Raw genomic sequence first — 18,300 nt, 5'->3', positions numbered from 1 at the left:
AACTTAGTTGCCTGAAACACCGCCTTCGCGAGCAAGCCCGCTCCCACACAATTTGTGTCAGAGGTTGACGACGTTGACGAACCGCGATGCAGCAGTCTCGTCGATACGCAGGTTGGTGAAGTCGAACAGGTTGCGGTCTGCCAGCTGCGACGGGATCACGTTCTGCAAGCTGCGGAAAATGCTTTCGGTGCGGCCTGGCGTCTTGCGTTCCCACTCCTGAAGCATGTCCTTGACCACCTGACGTTGCAGGTTTTCCTGAGAACCGCAGAGGTTGCACGGGATGATCGGGAATTGCTTGAAGTCCGAGTAGGCCTGGATGTCTTTTTCGTTGCAGTAGGCCAGCGGACGGATCACCACGTTGCGGCCATCGTCGGCGCGCAGCTTCGGCGGCATGGCTTTGAGCGAACCGTTGAAGAACATGTTCAGGAAAAAGGTCTCGACGATGTCGTCGCGGTGATGACCGAGGGCCATCTTGGTCGCGCCGATTTCGTCGGCGAAGGTGTAGAGCGTACCGCGACGCAGGCGCGAGCACAGCGAACAGGTGGTCTTGCCCTCCGGGATCAGCTCCTTGACCACCGAGTAGGTGTCTTTCTCGACGATGTGATACTGAATGCCCAACTCTTTGAGGTAGGCCGGTAGCACGTGCTCAGGGAAACCCGGCTGTTTCTGGTCCATGTTCACGGCCACGATGTCGAACTTGATCGGGGCGACCTTCTGAAAATGCATCAGCACGTCGAGCATGGTGTAGCTGTCCTTGCCACCGGACAGGCAGACCATGACCTTGTCGCCGTCTTCAATCATGTTGAAATCGGCAACAGCCTCACCGGCCTGGCGGCGAAGGCGCTTTTGCAGTTTGTTCTGGTTGACCGTAAGAGTGCCCATGACGCGAAATCCGTGAGGTGTGACGAAAGGCCGGCATTTTACGCAAATCGCCGGTAGATCAAAAGATCGTACCGATCCGTAGGAGCTGCCGCAGGCTGCGATCTTTGATCTTGATCTTCGATGAGCACAGAAATTGCCGAAGATCAAAAGATCGCAGCCTGCGGCAGCTCCTACAAGTCATAACCGCGATTAAGCCAGGGGTTTACAGCGCAATTTGCTCTAAAGCCCTGCAACCTGCGTCGTTAAGACCTTTCTATACTGCGACATAAGGTCACACACATATCCAGACCTTTCCTTACTCGGCCACTTTGGCCCGTAGGCGCTCCACTGGGGGGCGACGGTAAAAACAAGAGGAGTGACTGGCATGATCCATCACGTAGTGGGGCTCTTCACCCACCCTGACCAAGAATGGAAAGAGATTCGTGGCGATCAGGAGGAAAGCATCAGCCACATGTATCTCACTCACACCCTGATTCTGGCGGCGATCCCCGCGGTGTCCGCGTTTATCGGCACCACTCAGGTTGGCTGGGTCATTGGCAGTCGCGCACCGGTGATGCTCACGGTGGAAAGCGCGATATGGATGACGGTCATGTCGTACCTGGCGATGCTCGGCGGTGTGGCGGTAATGGGCGCGTTCATCCACTGGATGGCTCGTACCTATGACGCCAACCCGAGTCTGGCACGCTGCGTTGCATTTGCGACCTACACCGCGACACCGCTGTTTATCGGCGGTCTGGCGGCGCTGTACCCACACATGTGGCTTGGGATGATCGTCGGCACCGCGGCCATCTGCTACACGGTGTACCTGCTGTATGTGGGGCTACCCACTTTCATGAACATTCCATCAGACGAGGGATTTCTTTTTTCAAGTTCGGTGCTTGCTGTAGGCCTGGTGGTGTTGGTGGCCATCATGGCGTTCACTGTAATTGTCTGGGGACTCGGCGTGGGGCCGGTCTACACCAATTAGCAACACTTCACCCAAAAACAAGATCTGCCAACACAGGCCGCCGCAAGGCGGCCTTCTAATGTTCAAGGATAGAAAACGGTGACGACCATTCGGCGCCTCGGCGATTCGCAACTCTCGAGGGTTGCGGCATACTCGACGTCTCTGGAGATCCATCAAGCATGCCCGAGCAACTCAATACCCGCGTCGAAGACTGTTACCAACTAGCCGAATCCTTTTTCAAACGACCTTTCAAACGCCCCGTGGTGAGCCTCAAGCTGCGCGGGCAAAAAGCCGGTGTCGCGCATTTGCACGAGAACCTGCTGCGCTTCAATCCGCAGCTGTACCGGGAAAACACCGAAGACTTCCTCAAGCAAACCGTGGCCCACGAGGTTGCGCACCTGATCGCCCATCAACTGTTCGGCGACCGCATCCAGCCGCATGGCGAAGAGTGGCAACTGATCATGCGCGGCGTGTACGAGCTGCCACCCAATCGCTGCCACACCTATGACGTCAAACGCCGCAGCGTGACCCGCTACATCTACAAGTGTCCGTGTGCGGACAGTGACTTCCCGTTTTCCGCCCAGCGCCATGGCTTGGTGAGACAGGGGCGGCGGTACTTGTGTCGCCGATGCCGCAGCACGTTGGTGTTCAGTGGGGAAATGCGGGTCGAGTAGGTCAGGTTTGTGTTGTTTGATCTGGCCACTTCGCGAGCAGGCTCGCTCCCACAGGGGATCTTCGGCGTGACATAAATCCAGTGTGGGAGCGAGCCTGCTCGCGAAGGCGTCTGATCAGACGCTACACAACCACCTTGGCACGCCGCAACGCTTCGATCCGCTCGGCACTAAACCCCAGCTCCCCCAACACCTGATCCGTATGCTGTCCCAGCGCGGCGCCAGTGTGCTTCGGCTCGGGCAACCCCTCTGAAAACTTCAACGGACACGCCATCTGCGCCTGAGTCGTCCCGTCACCCCGTGGCACTTCGGTCACCAGCGCCCGCGCCTTCAACTGCGGATGCCGCACCGCCTCGCCCAAACTCAACACCGGCTCGACACACGCATCCAACATGGCAAACAACGCGCACAACTCGGCGAAATCGCGCGTCTCGAACTCAATCCTCAGCGCGTTCTTCAGCGCCTTTTGCAAGGCCGGTTCCGGCGATAACCCCAAGGTTTCCAGCTCCTCCAGCCCCAGCGCCGCACACAGTTGTTTCATGAACGCGGGTTCCAGACTGCCCACCGAGAACCAGCGCCCATCGCGGGAACGGTAATAGTCATAGAAACTGCCACCGTTGAGCATCTGATCCTCCCTTCCCGGCTCCACGCCACAGGCCAGATACCCAGCGCCGGCCATGGCGTTCAGGCTGAACACACAGTCAGTCATGCTCACATCCAGATGCTGCCCCTGCCCGGTTTGCTGCCGGGCGATGACCGCCGCCAGCAGCCCGATCACCCCGTGCAACGAGCCACCGGCGATATCCGCCACTTGCATGCCCAACGGCAGCGGCCCGCTGTCGGCGCGGCCGGTGTAGCTCGCTAGCCCCGCCAGCGCCAGGTAGTTGATGTCGTGGCCGGCGCGGTCCTTGTAGGGGCCGGTCTGGCCGTAACCGGTGATCGACACGTAGATCAGTTTCGGATTGATCGCCTTCAAGGCTTCATAACCCAGGCCCAATCGTTCCATCACGCCGGGGCGGAACTGCTCCAGCACGATGTCGTACTCCTGCAGCAACTGCTTGATCACCTCCAGCGCCTCAGGCTGCTTGAGGTCCAGCGCCAGGCTGCGCTTGTTGCGATTGAGGTAGGCGTGGCTGGCGGAGACGCCCTGATCGTGAGGCGGCAAAACCCGCAGCAGGTCCATGCGCGTTGGCGATTCGATGCGCAGCACCTCGGCGCCCATGTCAGCCAGCAACAACGAGGCGAACGGCCCCGGCAGCAGTGTCGAGAAATCCAGAACCTTGAGTGATGCCAGTGGACCGAGCATGTGCGTTCTCCGTAAACGATGCCTCCAGACTAGGCAGGCAACGCCCTTGCAGCAATCACCTTATGCGTCAGATGCGCTGACCGTTGAGCTCAAATCCCAGGCATGAAAAAACCCGCCGAAGCGGGTTTTTTTCAGTGCAACCGTCTTATTTGACGTTGGTTGGGGTTGGGCCTTCGGCCACGCCCAGGTCGTCTTCTACGCGTTCGTCGGAGATGCCGCGACCGCCAGAAGCCAGTTCGGCGTGCATCACGTCGACGTCCAGTTCCTTGACCCACTTGGCGACAACCAGGGTGGCAACAGCATTACCGACCAGGTTGGTCAGGGCACGGGCTTCGGACATGAAGCGGTCGATACCGAGGATCAACGCCAAGCCGGCAACCGGCAAGTGACCAACGGCGGACAAGGTGGCCGCCAACACGATGAACCCACTACCGGTCACGCCCGCAGCGCCTTTGGAGGACAGCAGCAACACCACCAACAGGGTGATCTGGTGAGTGATGTCCATGTGGGTGTCGGTTGCCTGAGCAATGAACACCGCCGCCATGGTCAGGTAGATCGCAGTACCGTCGAGGTTGAACGAGTAACCGGTCGGGATCACCAGACCCACAACGGATTTCTGCGCGCCCAGACGTTCCATCTTGATCAGCATGCGTGGCAGCACCGATTCCGAAGAAGACGTACCCAGCACGATCAGCAGCTCTTCACGGATGTAGCGAATCACTTTCAGCACGCTGAAGCCGTGAGCGCGAGCGATACCGCCCAGCACCACCAGCACGAACACCAGGCAGGTGATGTAGAAGCACGCCATCAACTGACCCAGTTGCACCAGCGAACCGACACCGTAGGCACCGATGGTGAACGCCATGGCACCGAAGGCACCGAGTGGCGCGAGCTTCATGATCATGTTGATGATGTTGAACATCACGTGGGCGAAGCGATCGATGAAGTCCAGGATCGGCTTGCCGTAGGCACCCAGGCGATGCAGGGCGAAACCGAAGATCACCGAGAACATCAGCACTTGCAGGATGTCGCCCGTGGCGAAAGCGCCGACGATGGTGGACGGGATCACGTTCAACAGGAAGCCAACAACGCTTTGATCAGCACCGGCCGCTACATAAGCAGCGACTTTGGAGGCATCCAGCGTAGCAACGTCGATGTGCATGCCGGCACCCGGCTGCACGATGTTGACCACCACCAGACCCACCAGCAAAGCGATGGTCGATACGATTTCGAAGTAGAGCAGCGCGTAACCGCCGGTCTTGCCGACCGACTTCATGTTCTGCATGCCCGCGATACCGCTGACGACGGTGCAGAAGATGATCGGGGCGATGATCATTTTGATCAGTTTGATGAACCCGTCACCCAGCGGCTTGAGGGCTACACCGGTCTGTGGGTAGAAGTGACCGAGCAGGATGCCGATGGCAATAGCAACGATCACCTGGAAATACAGGGATTTGTACAGTGGCTGACGAGTCGTCATTGCAAAGTTCCTCAAGAGTGCCCGGTGACAACATCCATCTGTTGCCAAAGACACTTCAATTGCGAACCCTCCTGCACTGGAGGGATTTGTTTTGTCGAGCTGCGCAACGGCAGGCATCTGCGGGTTGTATCGCAAGGCCCGTGCCACCTTCGTCAAATCGCCATCAAGCCTTTTGACATCAAGGGTTGCAGGTTTTTCTTTGTCACCAAGCGGTTACGGCAAAGTGGCGGATTTCCGCCCATCGACCAAACCTCGTCCTACAAATTGGCGGATATCCGCCTTGTTCATCATCAGGCACCACGGCTACCATCCGCCGTTCAATGGACGGACTTGCCTTCTATGCGCGAACGCACCATCGCCAGTCATTTCGCCCGTGCCGCCCTCGGTGGCGCACGGCGGCTGGGTTATGACTATTCGAACCTGCTGCAACAACTCGGCATCAGCCCCGAGTTGCTTGAAGAGCCACGAGCGAGAATCGCGCCTGAACAATTCACCCGATTGATCCAGGGACTGTGGTTGGCACTGGACGACGAATACCTGGGCTTCGGGCCGGTTCCGAGTAAAACCGGCAGCTTCGCGATGATGTGCCATGCGGTGATCCACTGCCGCAATCTGGAGAAAGCACTCCATCGCGGCTTATTGTTTTATAGCTTATTCCCGGACGGTCCGCGTCTGACCCTGACCCGCGAAGACGACATGATTCGCCTGAGCCTCGACGATTCGCAGTTCCGCGACCCGGACCACTTCCTCACCGAGAGCCAGCTGATGGTGTGGCATCGACTCGGCAGCTGGCTGATTGGCCAGCGCATTCGGCTGGAACAGGCGACGTTCAGCTACCCGAAACCCGAGCACGGCGCCGAATACGATTTGCTGTTCCCCTGCCCGATGGAGTTTTCCAGCGCCCAGAGCAGTCTGCTGTTTCACAGTCGCTACTTGAACATGCCACTGCTGCAGGACGAACGGACACTCAAACATTTCCTCGAACGCTCCCCCGCCGACCTGTTGTCGCGCCCGGATGACGGTGACAGTTTGAGCAGCCAGTTGCGAAGGTTGCTCAGCCGCGACAGTTCACACTGGCCAGACCTGGAAGCGGTGGCCGCGCACTTGCACATCAGCCCGCAGACCTTGCGTCGGCATTTGCGTGAAGAAGGGTCGAGTTTTCAGGAATTGAAGGATCAGCTGCGCCGGGACATCGCGATTTATCACCTGGGGCGGGCGGATTTGTCGTTGCAGCAGATTGCCGAGCAACTGGGGTTTTCCGAACCTTCAGCGTTTCACCGGGCGTTCAAGAAATGGACCGGGTTGACGCCGGGGGCCTACCGCGCGCAAGAGAACTGAATCTCCGGTTGAATTGACTGCCCCCTTCGCGAGCAGGCTCGCTCCCACAATAGATTTGCTGTGCACACACCATTTTGTGAACCCATCTGATCCAAATGTGGGAGCGAGCCTGCTCGCGATTGAACGATGACGCGGTCTACCTGACCGAACGACTACTGTGGATCGATGTTATCCAGCGCCCGATTTACCGCCAGTTCGCCCAGCATGATGATTTGTGCAATACCCAACAGCGAATTGCGACTCGGCCCCTCCATATGATCCGCCAGGTCCATGGTCATGACATTGGCCGAGGCCAGCGACTCGCACGCGTGGGCCAGCAGGGTTTCGGTATCGAGTTCCGGGTTGACGATGAACATGGTGCCGGGTGTGCGCGGGGTGGCTTTGATGTGGGCCGCCGGGTTGAGGTAGTGATCGAGGGCGCGGTCGGCGGCTTCGTTGAGTTTTTTGGAATCGGGGGTTTCGTGCGGGGAAACGTCGTCGGTTTCTGGCGGACTTGGGGTGATCTTGAACATTTGAGCTCCTAGAGTGATGGAGCCGCTACGCATCGCTGCTAAACGAAAAAGGGGTGGCGGCTGTACGCGGGTTAGCAGACCAGGACTCTAGAACCCGGCGCACCGAAGTGCCCCACGCAAAGCCGCCATAACATCAACGGCGGACGCTGTACGTCTAGAGATGACCCGAGCTGCTAAACCCGATCGCTGATAGTCAGCGACAGGGAAACGATAGAGCCCACGCCCCAGGCGCACAAGCCGGCGGATTCTGGCGCAGTCGTAGGCAGCGGCGCAAGGATGTGTAGCCGGAGTGAGTGTCTGGAGATGTGTTTTAAACACCGCCGTTTAAGATAAAAAGATCGCAGCCTCGTTTCACTCGACAGCTCCTACAGGTGCACGCCAAACCCTGTAGGAGCTGTCGAGTGAAACGAGGCTGCGATCTTTTCGGTCACGCACCGATCTCAAACCACGGAAAAATGAATCCGAAACGCCGCCCCACCCATCGGCGAATCCCCCAGCGTCAGCTTCGCGCTGTAGCTCTCAATGATGTCCTTCACCACCGCCAACCCAATCCCCTGCCCCGGATGCTGTCGATCCAGCCGTTCACCCCTTTGCAGAATCCGCGCTCGCTGATCCGGTGGCACACCCGGCCCATCATCCTCAACACACAACTCAACCCCGCCAAGGCTTTCGCGCACGCTGATGCGCACTTCACCCAGGCATAGGCGATAGGCGTTTTCCAGCAGGTTGCCCATCATTTCCAGCAACGCACCCTGTTCGATCGGCACGTAACACTGCTCCGGCAGGTCGAAGGCGACCCGCACGCGTTTGTCGCGGTAGACCTTGTCCAGGGTGTCGCAGAGGCTTTGCAGCACCGGGCGCAGGCGCACTTGATGGCGCACCAGACCACTTTTGCGCAGGCTGGCGCGTTGCAGTTGATAGCTGATCTGCTGACTCATGCGTTCAATCTGGGTTTGCAGCACCCAGGCCTGATCGCGATCGGCCGGGCGCTGGGCCATGTCTTCGCTGACGCCTTGCAGCACGGTCAGCGGGGTTTTCAGGCTGTGGGCCAGGTCGTCGAGGGAATCGCGATAGCGGCTGCGTTGTTCGCGCTCGCTGTGCAGCAAGCGGTTGAGGGAGCCGGTCAGGCGCAGCAGTTCGCGCGGGTGTTGTTCGCTGAGGCTTTCGCGGGTGCCGCTTTCGATCTCGTCCAGTTCCTGACTGAGCCGGCGCAACGCCTGCAAGCCCCAGGTCAGGCCGATCCACAGCAGCGCGAGCAACACCAGCAAGGCGGCACCGAATCCGAGATAAAGATTTTCCCGCAGGCCTTCGAGGGTGGCTTCGTACTCACGCACCGGTTGCAGCGCGACGATGCTGAACGCCGCGCTCTTGCCGCCGAGCAATTTGACCTCGACGTCATAGACGAAGAATTCCTGGCCGTTGGCTTCGCTGATTCTCGCGAACTCGTTACCGCGTCCGTCGTAACGCGGTTTGTAGTTGATGTGCTCTTCCTGGGTGCCCTTCGAGCGCCAGACCAGATGCCCTTCGCGGTCATAGATGTAGCCAAGCAAACGGCCGTCAGTGAGGTTGAAACGCTCATCGGGCAACTGCGCCGGCATCTGCAAGCGGTTGTTCTCCACCCGGGCGGCGGAGATCAGCGTGGTGACGTCTGACGCCAGGCGCTGTTCGATCGAGTCCTGCAACGCCAGGCTGAACGCGCCCTGCATCGCCGGCAGCAACGCCAGCATGAACAACACCGCCAGGATCGTGGCGGCGAGCATCAACCGGACACGAAGGGAACGAATCAAGTGCAGCGCTCATTGAACAGGTAGCCGAGGCCACGCACGGTATCGATCGGTTTGAAGCCGGCCGGGCCTTCAAGTTTGCGGCGCAGACGGCCGACCAGCACTTCGATCACGTTCGGATCGCGCTCGTCGTCGTCCGGGTAGAGCTGTTCCATCAAGCGGTCCTTGGCCACCACTTGCTGGTGATGCCGCATCAGGTACTCAAGAATCCGATACTCGTAAGCGGTCAGCGCCAGCGGTTGTTCGTCGAGGGACGCCTGTTTGCGATTGAGGTCCAGCAGCAACGGCCCGGCAACGATGGTCGACTGGGTGAAACCGCTGGAACGGCGCAATAACGCGTTCAGCCGGGCATCGAGTTCTTCGAACTGGAACGGCTTGACCACGTAATCGTCGGCGCCGGCGGCGAGGCCTTCGACCTTGTCCTGCCAGTTGCCGCGCGCGGTGAGGATCAGGATCGGGAAGGTCTTGCCGCGCGAGCGCAGTTGACGAATCAGGTCGAGCCCGCCCATACCCGGCAGGCCGAGGTCGATCACCGCCAGGTCATGGTTGAACTGCTCGGTCTGGTACAGCGCCTCCTCGGCATTGGCCACGGACTCGACCACGTGGCCGCTGTCCGTCAGGCGGGTTTGCAGGTGATGGCGCAACAGCGCTTCATCTTCGACGACCAGCAGTTTCATAACGCTCTCCTACGCAAATCAACATCTCCAGAGGCACGCGTACCTCGATGGCTAACATGGCGACGCCGGATCAGCCGCTTGGGTTGATCCGGCGCAGGCCTTTCGCGGAACGCTTCTTAGAAAGCGTAGTTCGCCGACAGGTAGGTCTGGGCGCTGCTGGTCAGGTCCAGCGAACCCTGTTTGCTGCCACCGCGCTCGCTCATCTCGGTGCTGGCGTTGCTGCGCAGGTAACGGTAACCCAGTTCCACCGAGGTGTTTTGCGAAACCTGTTGCAGGACACCCAACTGGCCGCCGATGGCGTAACCGATGTCGCTGTCGCGGCTGAAGCCTGGCGACTCCTGAGTCATTTTGGTCAAACCGGCCGTGGCGCCGCCGAACAGCTTGGTGCTGCCGCCCACCGGGTAGAACAGATCGTAGCTGCCCAAGAGGTTTTCCTGACGCAGTTTAATGCCATTGTGCGAGCCCGACACGTTGTCGTAAGTGGCGTAGTAGCGGCCCTGGCTGTTTTGCTGGCCCAGACGTACACCCCAGGTGTTGTCCTTGCCGATCACGCCGTCGGCGTTCGGGCTGTTGAGGTTGTCGTTCAGGGCGTGGGACTTTTTGACCTTGTCGCTGGTCTGTCCAAAAGTAAGGCTGGCGAAATTGTCGTCGGAAGCGAAAGCTACGGTACTCGCGCTCAGGACAGTGAAAGCCAGAAGCAGTTTTTTGAAGCCAGTCATAGGGGAGTTCCTTATGCGCTATGTGCTATTTGGGTACGGGGCAAGGTTACTCACCCCGCCCTGAACTCCCCCTGAACGCACTCTGAACCTGAGCTGAATCAAATCGACTCGGCTGGTTTGATGACTTTTCTGCAGGAGATCCGACGATGCGTATTTTCCTCGCCCTCGTATTACTGGCCTTGAGCGGGCTCAGCCAAGCCGCTATCAAGACTCAGGAAATCCCCTATCAAAGTGCTGACGGCACCAAGATGATCGGCTACTTCGCCTATGACGACGCCATCAAAGGCGCACGTCCTGGCGTTGTGGTGGTGCACGAATGGTGGGGGCTCAACGAGTACACCAAGCGTCGCGCCCGTGACCTCGCCGGTCTGGGCTACAGCGCGCTGGCCATCGACATGTATGGCGATGGCAAAAACACTGAGCATCCCAAGGACGCCATGGCCTTCATGCAGGCAGCGCTGAAAGACAGCGTGGCATCCAGTGCGCGGTTCCAGGCGGGGCTCGATCTGTTGAAGAAACAGGCGCAAACCGACCCGAACAAAATCGCTGCTATCGGTTATTGCTTCGGTGGCGGTGTAGTGCTGAATGCGGCACGTCAGGGTTTGCCACTGGCGGGCGTGGTGAGTTTTCACGGTGCGCTGGCGACCAAGACGCCTGCCACACCGGGTAGCGTGAAAGCAAAAATCCTCGTCGAACATGGCGCTCTGGATAGCATGATAACGGCGGATAACGTTGCGGCCTTCAAGGCTGAAATGGACAAGGCTGGGGCTGATTACACGTTCGTCAGCCTTGAAGGTGCCAAGCATGGGTTCAGTAATCCTGATGCGGATCGTCTGAGCCATGGCGATCATGCCGGGCCGGATATTGGCTATAACAAAGCAGCGGATGAAAAATCCTGGGCGGACATGCAGGCGTTCTTCAAGAAAATCTTTGCCTGATCAGTGAACCTTGTGGCGAGGGGATTTATCCCCGTTGGGCTGCGAAGCGGCCCCAAAACCTGCAACCGCATTTCAGCAGAGAAACTGCGATCGTCGGGTTTACGACTGCTGCGCAGCCGAACGGGGATAAATCCCCTCGCCACAAAAGCCGTTGCTACTACCCAGCCTGAGAGCAACCCGGCAAAATGCCCGACATGAATCGCGCCCCCGCCCTACCCGTCTGTTGTACCCCACTCGATGCCCATTGGCCGCTGCCGTTTGCGCTGCCCGATACGGTGCTGTTGAGCACTCACTTCGATACCTTGCAACTGGCCAGCGATGATTTCCAGCGCAGCGCCATCGAGCCGCCGGCGAGCATTCAGCGTTCGGTCGCCAAGCGTCAGGCTGAGTTCCTCGCCGGGCGGGTTTGCGCTCGGGCGGCGTTGCAACAGTTGGAAGGGCTGAGCTTTATCCCGGCCATCGGCGAGGACCGGGCACCGGTATGGCCGACGCACATCACGGGCTCGATTACCCACAGCACCGGCCGGGCCGCGGCGATTGTCGCGAAGAAAGCTCACTGGCGCGGCCTGGGGATGGACCTGGAAAATCTGCTCAACCCTGAACGGGCAGAGCGACTGGCCGGGGAAATCCTCACCCCGCCCGAGTTGCAACGCATGACTGCTGGCCGTCGCGATCAGTTGGCGATGCTGGTGACCCTGACGTTTTCGGTAAAGGAAAGCCTGTTCAAGGCGCTGTATCCGATCGTTCAGCAGCGCTTTTATTTCGAGCACGCTGAAGTGTTGGAGTGGACCGAGAGCGGTGAAGTGCGGCTGCGGTTGCTGACTGATCTGTCCAGCGAATGGTGCAATGGCACTGAGTTGGATGCGCAGTTTGGGGTGGTGGATGGGCAGTTGTTGAGTCTGGTCAGCATCAAGGCCTGAAGATTTGTAGCGACTGTGAGGGCCCCATCGCGAGCAAGCTCGCTCCCACAGGGATTTGTGGTGTTGCACAGATCCAATGTGGGAGCGAGCTTGCTCGCGATGAGGCCAGAACAGACACCAAAAATCTCACCGTTTCTCCTGATTCCTCGGCCAGCTTAGGCTGAAACACGCCCCGCCCAGGCTTTTGCTCTTGCTGATCAACGCCCGGCCATCATGCCAATGGATGATTCGCCGCACGATGGACAACCCCAACCCATGCCCACCGGAGGCGCGGGTGCGGCTGTCATCGAGGCGCAGGAATGGTGTGAAAATCTTCTCCCAGGCCGTTTCCGGCACACCCGGGCCGTCATCCTCGACATCCACCCGACAGCGCTGCTGCCCCACCTGATAGCTGACGGTCACCCGTGATTGAGCGTGGCGCATGGCGTTGCTCACCAGGTTCTGCAACGCCCGGTGCAGGTAGCGCGGCTCGGCCTCGACCCAGGCGTCGTCGTTGTCAGCGGCGGACAAACACAAACCGCGCTGCACCGTGACCTCGGCGCGTAACGGCGCCAGTTCTTCGATCACCTGATTGACCAACGCATCCAGATCGATCCGCTGAAAATTCAGCGCCGGTGAACCCTGTTCCAGACGTGCGTAGGTGAGCATCTCGTCCACCAGGCGATCGAGATCCTCGATGTCGTGGTCCATGCCTTCACAGTATTTTTCCAACGCCTGCGGCGTGGTGGCCGAGCCGATCATTTCCAGACCAAATCGCAACCGCGCCACGGGTGTGCGCAGCTCATGAGACACGGCGCGCACCAGCTCACGCTGAATCGCCAGCAACTGCTGCAAGTGCTCGGCCATGCCGTTGAACGCCGAAGCCAGCCGACCCACCGAGTCCGCGCCGCGTGCCGGCACGCGGGTTTCCAGGCTGCCCTTGGCGATGCGCGTGGCGGCCGCTTCCAGGCCACGCAAGCGGCGCTCAAGTTGGCGCACCAACAAATAGACGATCAAACCGATCAGGCTCAAACCCAGGGCGGCAATCAGTACCAGCCACTCCGGCGGATAAGGATTCATCTGATACAACGGGCCGATTTCCAGCACCCACGGCGTACCGACCATGCCGGCAAACACCCGGATCGAATCGCCGCCCTTGCCCAGCGCCATCACCGTGTCGCCCTCGGACACCCGGCGACTCTGGTCCTCGTCCATGTCCGCCTGTTCGACCTTCACCAGCCGCAAGTCAAAACCAAACCCTTTGTCGCGCTTCAACTGCGCCAGGCGCTCGGGCTGCTCGGCCACCGGGTAGCGCACCAGTTCATCGGCCAGCAGGTAAATAGTCGCCCGGGCCAGTTGTTCGCTGATCTGTTGGACTTCGCCGGTCAGCACCAGCTGTTCCTTGTCGCTGACCAACCGGTAAACCTTCGCCGCATGCGGACCGGTCTGCTCCACCAGCGCCTGACCGTGCAGCACGCGGGTGCGCTGGGTGAGGTCGAGGTCGGTCTGGGCAAACGTCTTCAGCGCCAGCGGAATCCCCAACAACCGCTCCCATACCAGCAAGGCACGGTGGCGCTCGGTTTCGTTCATCGGGTTCAGATTGTCGGCCATCAGCGAGAATGTGCCGTGGGCCAGGCGTTCGCGGTATTGCTCGCCGCGCACCTGGTTGAGCAGGTGCAAGGCCAGCACGCCGAGTACCGCCACCAGAATCAGCGCCGCGCACATGCCGCCATAGATGCGCAGGAAGATCGAGTTCACAGCGTGCAGGCTTCAGGAACGAACAGATAACCTTTGCTGCGAACGGTCTTGATCAGCCGCGGATGCTCCGGGTCATCGCCGATTTTTGGGCGAATGCGCGAGATGCGCACGTCGATGGAACGGTCCTGGCCGTCATAGCCAATGCCGCGCAATGCAGTGAAAATCTCTTCCCGGGACAGAATGCGCCCGGCGTTGGCCACCAGCAGCCAGAGCAGGTCGAACTCGGCGCTGGTCAGTTCGATGCCGTTGTCGTTCAGCCAGGCTTCGCGCAATGCGTTGTCGACCACCAAGGGACCGAACTGCAGACGCCGTTGTTTTTCCGGCGCCACTTCAGGAGTTTCACTGCGTCGCAACAGGGCCTGGATGCGTGCCAGCAGCAGACGGGGGCGAACCGGTTTGCACACGTAGTCGTCGGCGCCCAGGTCCAGGCCAAGAATTTGATCGGTGTCGTCGGTGCGGGCGGTGAGCATCAGGATCGGGCCATCATACTTGTCGCGGACCTTGCGGCAGATGCTCAGGCCATCTTCGCCCGGCAACATGAGGTCGAGGATCACCAGGTCCGGTTTCTCCTTGATGATCCGTGCCGCGGCCAGGGCGCCGTTGCCCTCGATCGATACGCGCAGACCATTGGCTTCCAGGTAGTCGCGGGTCAGTTCGGCCAGACGCTGGTCGTCCTCGACAATCAATACCTGCCAGGCTTCTTGCTCCACGGTGACCTCTGCTTGCCAACAACACTTAATAAGGAAGGATCCACCCGTCTTTTTGTAATGATTGGGGAGGATAAGAATGCATCTGCATTGGCCGATTGTATAAACGCCGCTCGCCAAGAACACAAGCCGGTAAATGCGTTCGGACAACCCGGATTTTTGTGATAGGGTTCGCGCCCTTAAAAACCCGAGCGACTGTTTTCAATCGGTGAAAATCAGTGAAAAACGGTCCGCTCCAGCTAGGTCGCGGCCTACACGCCCGTTCCACCTTTCACACACAATTTACGCACAGGTTTATCCACAGGTAGTACGTTGCAACACCCCCCAAAACGCATTATCTTGTACCCCGGCGCCAAAAAAACCCTACATGTAGGGTTTTGCGTAAAAAACCAAACACAAACCAGACACCGATTTCAAGCGCTTTTATTGCCTCTGTCCGGTTGAACCAAACGTATTTTCGAAAGACCAAACCGCGCGTGCGGATGGCTACTGTTTTTGAGCCGAAAACGGCGTTAACGGTACGGGTGTTGCAGTCAATTACTGTCACCCAAAAGGATCCCGGTTTCAGGTTCAAGGCCTGGGACCAAAGACTTCGGCATGGAAGCGGCGCCCCAATTGCCCCTTCCTGATCTGTCCCGAAGTTGGTATGCCCGGCCCCTCGCCGGTTGTAGTGCTTCAGGACGGAACGGTGGGCACCCAGATGGTGCCCAAACAAACATAGAGAATGTGGAGACAACCCCCCATGCAAACCGACACAACTCGCGAGAACCCGCAGGGCACCTTGCCGCAGGCCGCTGATTCGACTTCGGATCTGTCCGCCACCGCGCCTGGCCAACTGCGCGTGATCAAGCGTAACGGCACTGTCGTTCCTTACACCGATGACAAGATTACCGTCGCCATCACCAAAGCGTTTCTCGCAGTTGAGGGCGGCACCGCTGCCGCTTCGTCGCGAATCCACGACACCGTTGCCCGTCTGACCGAACAAGTCACCGCGACCTTCAAGCGTCGCATGCCATCGGGCGGCACGATCCACATCGAAGAAATCCAGGACCAGGTCGAACTGGCCCTGATGCGTGCTGGCGAGCAGAAAGTGGCACGCGACTACGTGATCTACCGTGACGGTCGTTCGAAAGAACGCGCCGCCCACGCACCGGCCGAAGAAGCAGTCAACGCTCACCCGTCGATCCGCATCACCCGCGCCGATGGCACCTTTGCTCCTCTGGACATGGGCCGCCTGAACACCATCGTTACCGAAGCGTGCGAAGGCCTTGCAGAAGTCGACGGCGACCTGATCCAGCGCGAAACCCTGAAAAACCTGTACGACGGCGTGGCACTGACCGACGTCAACACCGCGTTGGTGATGACCGCCCGTACGCTGGTCGAGCGTGAGCCGAACTACTCGTTCGTGACCGCCCGCCTGCTGATGGACACCCTGCGTGCCGAAGGCCTGAACTTCCTGGAAGTCGCCGAGAGCGCGACTCACCACGAAATGGTCGACCTGTACGCCAAGGCCCTGCCTTCGTACATCGCCAAGGGTATCCAATTCGAATTGCTGAACCCGGTCCTCGCTACCTTCGACCTGGAAAAACTCGGCAAGGCGATCAACCACGAGCGCGATCAGCAGTTCACGTACCTGGGCCTGCAAACCCTGTACGACCGTTACTTCATCCACAAGGACGGAATCCGCTTCGAACTGCCGCAAATCTTCTTCATGCGCGTGGCCATGGGCCTGGCGATCGAAGAGAAGAACAAAGAAGACCGTGCGATCGAGTTCTACAACCTGTTGTCGTCCTTCGACTACATGTCGTCGACCCCGACCCTGTTCAACGCCGGCACCCTGCGTCCACAGCTGTCGAGTTGCTACCTGACCACCGTGCCGGATGACCTGTCGGGCATCTACCACGCAATCCACGACAACGCCATGTTGTCGAAATTTGCAGGCGGCCTGGGCAACGACTGGACCCCGGTTCGTGCACTGGGTTCGTACATCAAGGGCACCAACGGCAAATCCCAGGGCGTTGTCCCGTTCCTGAAAGTAGTAAACGACACCGCCGTCGCCGTTAACCAGGGTGGCAAGCGCAAAGGCGCTGTCTGTGCCTACCTGGAAACCTGGCACATGGACATCGAAGAGTTCATCGAACTGCGTAAGAACACCGGCGATGATCGTCGTCGTACCCACGACATGAACACGGCCAACTGGATCCCTGACCTGTTCATGAAGCGCGTCTTCGATGACGGCCCGTGGACCCTGTTCTCGCCATCCGAAGTACCGGATCTGCACGACCTGACCGGCAAAGCCTTCGAAGAGCGTTACGAGTACTACGAAGCCCTGTCGCAGTACCCGGGCAAGATCAAGCTGTTCAAGACCATCCAGGCCAAAGACCTGTGGCGCAAAATGCTGTCCATGCTGTTTGAAACCGGCCACCCATGGCTGACTTTCAAAGACCCGTGCAACCTGCGCAGCCCGCAGCAGCACGTCGGCGTGGTTCACAGCTCGAACCTGTGCACCGAGATCACCTTGAACACCAACAAGGACGAAATCGCCGTTTGCAACCTGGGCTCGATCAACCTGCCGAACCACATCACCAACGGCAAGCTCGACACCGCCAAGCTGGAACGCACCGTGAACACCGCCGTTCGCATGCTCGATAACGTTATCGACATCAACTACTACTCGGTGCCACAAGCGAAGAACTCCAACTTCAAGCACCGTCCGGTCGGTCTGGGCATCATGGGCTTCCAGGACGCTTTGTACCTGCAGCACATTCCGTACGGTTCCGACGCTGCCGTCGAGTTCGCCGACAAGTCGATGGAAGCGGTCAGCTACTACGCGATCCAGGCTTCCTGCGATCTGGCCGACGAGCGCGGCGCCTACGAGACGTTCCAGGGTTCGCTGTGGTCCAAAGGCATCCTGCCGCTGGATTCGCAACAGATCCTGATCGAGCAACGTGGCCAGAAGTACATCGACGTTGACCTGAACGAATCCCTGGACTGGGCACCGGTTCGTGCCCGTGTGCAGAAAGGCATTCGTAACTCCAACATCATGGCCATCGCACCGACCGCGACCATCGCCAACATCACTGGCGTATCGCAGTCGATCGAACCGACCTACCAGAACCTCTACGTGAAATCGAACCTGTCGGGCGAATTCACCGTGATCAACCCGTACCTGGTTCGCGACCTGAAAGCTCGCGGTCTGTGGGACTCGGTCATGATCAACGACCTGAAGTACTACGACGGTTCGGTGCAACAGATCGAGCGCATCCCGCAAGAACTCAAAGAGCTCTACGCGACTGCCTTCGAAGTGGACACCAAGTGGATCGTTGACGCGGCAAGCCGTCGTCAGAAGTGGATCGACCAGGCTCAATCGCTGAACCTGTACATTGCTGGCGCATCGGGCAAGAAGCTGGACGTGACCTACCGCATGGCCTGGTACCGTGGTCTGAAAACCACTTACTACCTCCGTGCCCTGGCCGCGACCAGCACCGAGAAGTCGACTATCAACACCGGCAAGCTGAACGCTGTTTCCAGCGGCGGCAACCACGGTGAAGATTCGGTCCTGGCAGCACCTGCCGGCCCTGCTCCAGTGCCGAAGGCTTGCGCCATCGACGAGCCGGATTGCGAAGCTTGCCAATAAGCTGAGCCGGTAACCCGAAACCCCCGACAGTCCTCTGGATTGTCGG

Annotated in this window: 15 protein-coding genes; 6 read left to right on the top strand and 9 right to left on the bottom strand. The window is 59.3% G+C overall.

What is annotated here, in order from left to right:
• Positions 1–57: 57 nt before the first annotated feature.
• Positions 58–882: a tRNA 2-thiocytidine(32) synthetase TtcA gene (ttcA, locus tag ACA059_RS07295; protein WP_497633253.1), complete on the bottom strand. Its 825-nt coding sequence runs from the start codon at positions 880–882 to the stop codon at positions 58–60.
• 364 nt (positions 883–1,246) lie between these two features.
• On the opposite strand from ttcA, the gene ACA059_RS07290 reads away from it, so the two are divergent.
• Together ACA059_RS07290 and ACA059_RS07285 are read left to right on the top strand one after the other, a co-directional pair.
• Positions 1,247–1,849: a Yip1 family protein gene (locus tag ACA059_RS07290; RefSeq protein ID WP_008147981.1), complete on the top strand. Its 603-nt coding sequence runs from the start codon at positions 1,247–1,249 to the stop codon at positions 1,847–1,849.
• Between the two features lie 158 nt (positions 1,850–2,007).
• Positions 2,008–2,502: a SprT family zinc-dependent metalloprotease gene (locus ACA059_RS07285; RefSeq protein ID WP_033055255.1), complete on the top strand. Its 495-nt coding sequence runs from the start codon at positions 2,008–2,010 to the stop codon at positions 2,500–2,502.
• 121 nt (positions 2,503–2,623) lie between these two features.
• Here ACA059_RS07285 and ACA059_RS07280 read toward each other — a convergent pair whose 3' ends face one another.
• Both ACA059_RS07280 and ACA059_RS07275 read right to left on the bottom strand, forming a co-directional pair.
• On the bottom strand, positions 2,624–3,805 hold the full coding sequence (locus ACA059_RS07280) for a CaiB/BaiF CoA transferase family protein (RefSeq protein WP_497633252.1): 1,182 nt from the start codon (positions 3,803–3,805) through the stop codon (positions 2,624–2,626).
• A gap of 145 nt (positions 3,806–3,950) precedes the next feature.
• Positions 3,951–5,285: a dicarboxylate/amino acid:cation symporter gene (locus ACA059_RS07275; RefSeq protein ID WP_497633251.1), complete on the bottom strand. Its 1,335-nt coding sequence runs from the start codon at positions 5,283–5,285 to the stop codon at positions 3,951–3,953.
• Positions 5,286–5,624: 339 nt separating this feature from the next.
• Here ACA059_RS07275 and ACA059_RS07270 point away from each other — a divergent pair, with 339 nt between their 5' ends.
• Positions 5,625–6,623: an AraC family transcriptional regulator gene (locus tag ACA059_RS07270; RefSeq protein ID WP_497633250.1), complete on the top strand. Its 999-nt coding sequence runs from the start codon at positions 5,625–5,627 to the stop codon at positions 6,621–6,623.
• 152 nt (positions 6,624–6,775) lie between these two features.
• Here ACA059_RS07270 and ACA059_RS07265 read toward each other — a convergent pair whose 3' ends face one another.
• The 4 genes from ACA059_RS07265 to ACA059_RS07250 all read right to left on the bottom strand — a co-directional run bounded on the left by ACA059_RS07265 (position 6,776) and on the right by ACA059_RS07250 (position 10,315).
• Complete coding sequence (locus ACA059_RS07265; RefSeq protein ID WP_497633249.1) at positions 6,776–7,135, bottom strand: DUF6124 family protein; 360 nt, start codon at positions 7,133–7,135, stop codon at positions 6,776–6,778.
• A 440-nt stretch (positions 7,136–7,575) separates the two neighbouring features.
• A complete protein-coding gene (locus tag ACA059_RS07260; protein WP_497633248.1) occupies positions 7,576–8,922 on the bottom strand; it encodes an ATP-binding protein in 1,347 nt (448 codons plus the stop codon).
• A complete protein-coding gene (locus ACA059_RS07255) occupies positions 8,919–9,596 on the bottom strand; it encodes a response regulator (protein ID WP_008029360.1) in 678 nt (225 codons plus the stop codon). The genes ACA059_RS07260 and ACA059_RS07255 overlap by 4 nt, the downstream gene beginning before the upstream one ends.
• A gap of 116 nt (positions 9,597–9,712) precedes the next feature.
• Positions 9,713–10,315 carry a hypothetical protein gene (locus ACA059_RS07250; protein ID WP_123368760.1) on the bottom strand — a complete coding sequence of 201 codons (603 nt, stop codon included), beginning with the start codon at positions 10,313–10,315 and terminating at the stop codon, positions 9,713–9,715.
• Positions 10,316–10,461: 146 nt separating this feature from the next.
• Between ACA059_RS07250 and ACA059_RS07245 the strand changes: the two genes are divergently transcribed.
• Positions 10,462–11,253: a dienelactone hydrolase family protein gene (locus tag ACA059_RS07245; RefSeq protein WP_497633247.1), complete on the top strand. Its 792-nt coding sequence runs from the start codon at positions 10,462–10,464 to the stop codon at positions 11,251–11,253.
• A 194-nt stretch (positions 11,254–11,447) separates the two neighbouring features.
• On the top strand, positions 11,448–12,173 hold the full coding sequence (locus ACA059_RS07240) for a 4'-phosphopantetheinyl transferase family protein (protein WP_497633246.1): 726 nt from the start codon (positions 11,448–11,450) through the stop codon (positions 12,171–12,173).
• Between the two features lie 126 nt (positions 12,174–12,299).
• On the opposite strand, the gene ACA059_RS07235 is transcribed toward ACA059_RS07240, so the two are convergent.
• Positions 12,300–13,910: an ATP-binding protein gene (locus tag ACA059_RS07235; protein WP_497633245.1), complete on the bottom strand. Its 1,611-nt coding sequence runs from the start codon at positions 13,908–13,910 to the stop codon at positions 12,300–12,302.
• Complete coding sequence (locus ACA059_RS07230; RefSeq protein WP_497633244.1) at positions 13,907–14,620, bottom strand: response regulator; 714 nt, start codon at positions 14,618–14,620, stop codon at positions 13,907–13,909. The genes ACA059_RS07235 and ACA059_RS07230 overlap by 4 nt, the downstream gene beginning before the upstream one ends.
• A 739-nt stretch (positions 14,621–15,359) precedes the next feature.
• Here ACA059_RS07230 and ACA059_RS07225 point away from each other — a divergent pair.
• Entirely contained in the window at positions 15,360–18,254 is a 2,895-nt protein-coding gene (locus tag ACA059_RS07225; protein ID WP_497633243.1) for a ribonucleoside-diphosphate reductase subunit alpha, read from the top strand.
• Positions 18,255–18,300: the final 46 nt, after the last annotated feature.

The sequence above is a fragment of the Pseudomonas sp. LBUM1647 genome (genome assembly GCF_059716175.1).
This window is presented reverse-complemented; position numbering and strand designations above follow the sequence as displayed.

Coding starts and splice junctions, on each gene's coding strand:
- ACA059_RS07290 (WP_008147981.1), top strand. CDS start 1,247: ATGATCCATCACGTAGTGGGGCTCTTCACCCACCCTGACCAAGAATGG.
- ACA059_RS07275 (WP_497633251.1), bottom strand. CDS start 5,285: ATGACGACTCGTCAGCCACTGTACAAATCCCTGTATTTCCAGGTGATC.
- ACA059_RS07250 (WP_123368760.1), bottom strand. CDS start 10,315: ATGACTGGCTTCAAAAAACTGCTTCTGGCTTTCACTGTCCTGAGCGCG.
- ACA059_RS07255 (WP_008029360.1), bottom strand. CDS start 9,596: ATGAAACTGCTGGTCGTCGAAGATGAAGCGCTGTTGCGCCATCACCTG.
- ACA059_RS07285 (WP_033055255.1), top strand. CDS start 2,008: ATGCCCGAGCAACTCAATACCCGCGTCGAAGACTGTTACCAACTAGCC.
- ACA059_RS07225 (WP_497633243.1), top strand. CDS start 15,360: ATGCAAACCGACACAACTCGCGAGAACCCGCAGGGCACCTTGCCGCAG.
- ACA059_RS07240 (WP_497633246.1), top strand. CDS start 11,448: ATGAATCGCGCCCCCGCCCTACCCGTCTGTTGTACCCCACTCGATGCC.
- ACA059_RS07270 (WP_497633250.1), top strand. CDS start 5,625: ATGCGCGAACGCACCATCGCCAGTCATTTCGCCCGTGCCGCCCTCGGT.
- ACA059_RS07280 (WP_497633252.1), bottom strand. CDS start 3,805: ATGCTCGGTCCACTGGCATCACTCAAGGTTCTGGATTTCTCGACACTG.
- ACA059_RS07245 (WP_497633247.1), top strand. CDS start 10,462: ATGCGTATTTTCCTCGCCCTCGTATTACTGGCCTTGAGCGGGCTCAGC.
- ttcA (WP_497633253.1), bottom strand. CDS start 882: ATGGGCACTCTTACGGTCAACCAGAACAAACTGCAAAAGCGCCTTCGC.
- ACA059_RS07265 (WP_497633249.1), bottom strand. CDS start 7,135: ATGTTCAAGATCACCCCAAGTCCGCCAGAAACCGACGACGTTTCCCCG.